Source organism: Georgenia sp. EYE_87 (assembly GCF_023148685.1).
In the GTDB taxonomy this organism is placed as follows: domain Bacteria; phylum Actinomycetota; class Actinomycetes; order Actinomycetales; family Actinomycetaceae; genus Georgenia.
The window spans coordinates 1-1,369 of the sequence record NZ_JAHXNL010000034.1 but is presented as its reverse complement, the minus strand read 5'-3'; the positions used below and the strand labels follow the sequence as shown (position 1 = coordinate 1,369).

1 protein-coding gene is annotated in these 1,369 nt (G+C 68.6%); it reads left to right on the top strand.

What is annotated here, in order from left to right:
• Positions 1 to 69 precede the first annotated feature (69 nt).
• Positions 70 to 1,334 (top strand): IS3 family transposase gene (locus tag KZX45_RS19755; RefSeq protein ID WP_248259469.1). Its coding sequence is split into 2 segments (ribosomal slippage): positions 70 to 421 and positions 421 to 1,334, totalling 1,266 coding nucleotides; the frame shifts between segments, so codons are not numbered across the junction.
• The last annotated feature ends 35 nt before the right edge of the window (positions 1,335 to 1,369 follow it).

Sequence of the window (1,369 nt, the reverse complement as noted above, 5' to 3'; positions counted from 1 at the left end):
GGGCCCTGACCCTGGTTCTTGGACACGCTGAATCCCGCAACGTGCGGGAGAGAGCGAGAATCAAGAACCATGGCCCGTAAGAACTACTCCGATGAGTTCCGTCGGCAGGCCGTCGACCTGTACGAGTCCACTCCGGGCGCGACGGTGCGTGGCATCGCCGATGACCTGGGCGTCGAGCGAGGCACGTTGCGCCACTGGCTCGGCCTGTACGGGACCGGCAAGAAGACCGCTGCCGACGGCACGTTGACCTCCAGTCCGCTCAGAGCGGCGCAGCCGGTGATGTCCTCGGCGCCGGCTGGAAGGGATGAGACCGACGAGCAGCGGATCGCCCGGCTCGAGGCCAGGGTCAGCGAGCTGGAGGCGGAGAAGACCAAGCTCACGACCGAGCGAGAGATCCTCCGGTCGGCGGCGAAGTATTTCGCCGGGGAGACGAACTGGTGAGCCGCTTCCAGTTCGTCGCCGACCACCAGCACGCCTTCGAGGTGAAGCGGTTGTGCGAGCTCGTCGAGATCGAGCGCTCGTCCTACTACGCCTGGAAGGCAGGGGCGCCGGCACGGGCGGCCCGGGCCGCAGCCGACGCAGAGCTGGCCGAGAGGATCCGGGCCGTCCACGCCCAGGACAACACCCTCGGGGCGCCACGGGTGACCGCGGAGCTCAACGACACGGTCCCCGCCGAGGAGCGGGTCAATCACAAACGGGTCGCGCGGGTGATGCGCGAGCACGGCATCCGCGGCTACCACAAGCGCCGGCGGGTCAGGACGACGATCCCGGAGCCGTCGGGGCAGCAGGTGCCCGACCTGCTCCAGCGGGACTTCACCGCCGAGGCACCGAACCAGCGCTACGTCGGTGACATCACCTACCTGCCCCTCGCCGACGGCACCAACCTCTACCTGGCCACGGTGATCGACTGCTACTCCCGGCGCCTGGCCGGCTGGTCGCTGGCCGACCACATGCGCACCGAGCTGGTCGAGGACGCCCTCAAGGCCGCGGCGGCGACCCGCGGCAGCCTCGCCGGAGCGGTCTTCCACTCCGACCACGGCTCGGTCTACACCTCCAAGGACTTCGCCAAGCTCTGCCAGAAGCTCGGCGTGACCCAGTCCATGGGGGCCGTGGGCACGAGCGCGGACAACGCGCTTGCGGAGTCGTTCAACGCGACCCTCAAGCGCGAGGTCCTCCAGGACGAGAACCGCTGGCCCGACGAAGCCAACTGCCGCCGTCAGGTCTTCAGATGGATCGTGCGCTACAACACCCGACGAAGGCACTCCTGGTGCAACTACCAGTCACCGTCCACCTACGAGTCTCACCACGCTGCTACGCTCGCGCCCGCCGCGTAATCCCACCCCGTGTCCACGTACCGGGGTCAAGGCCC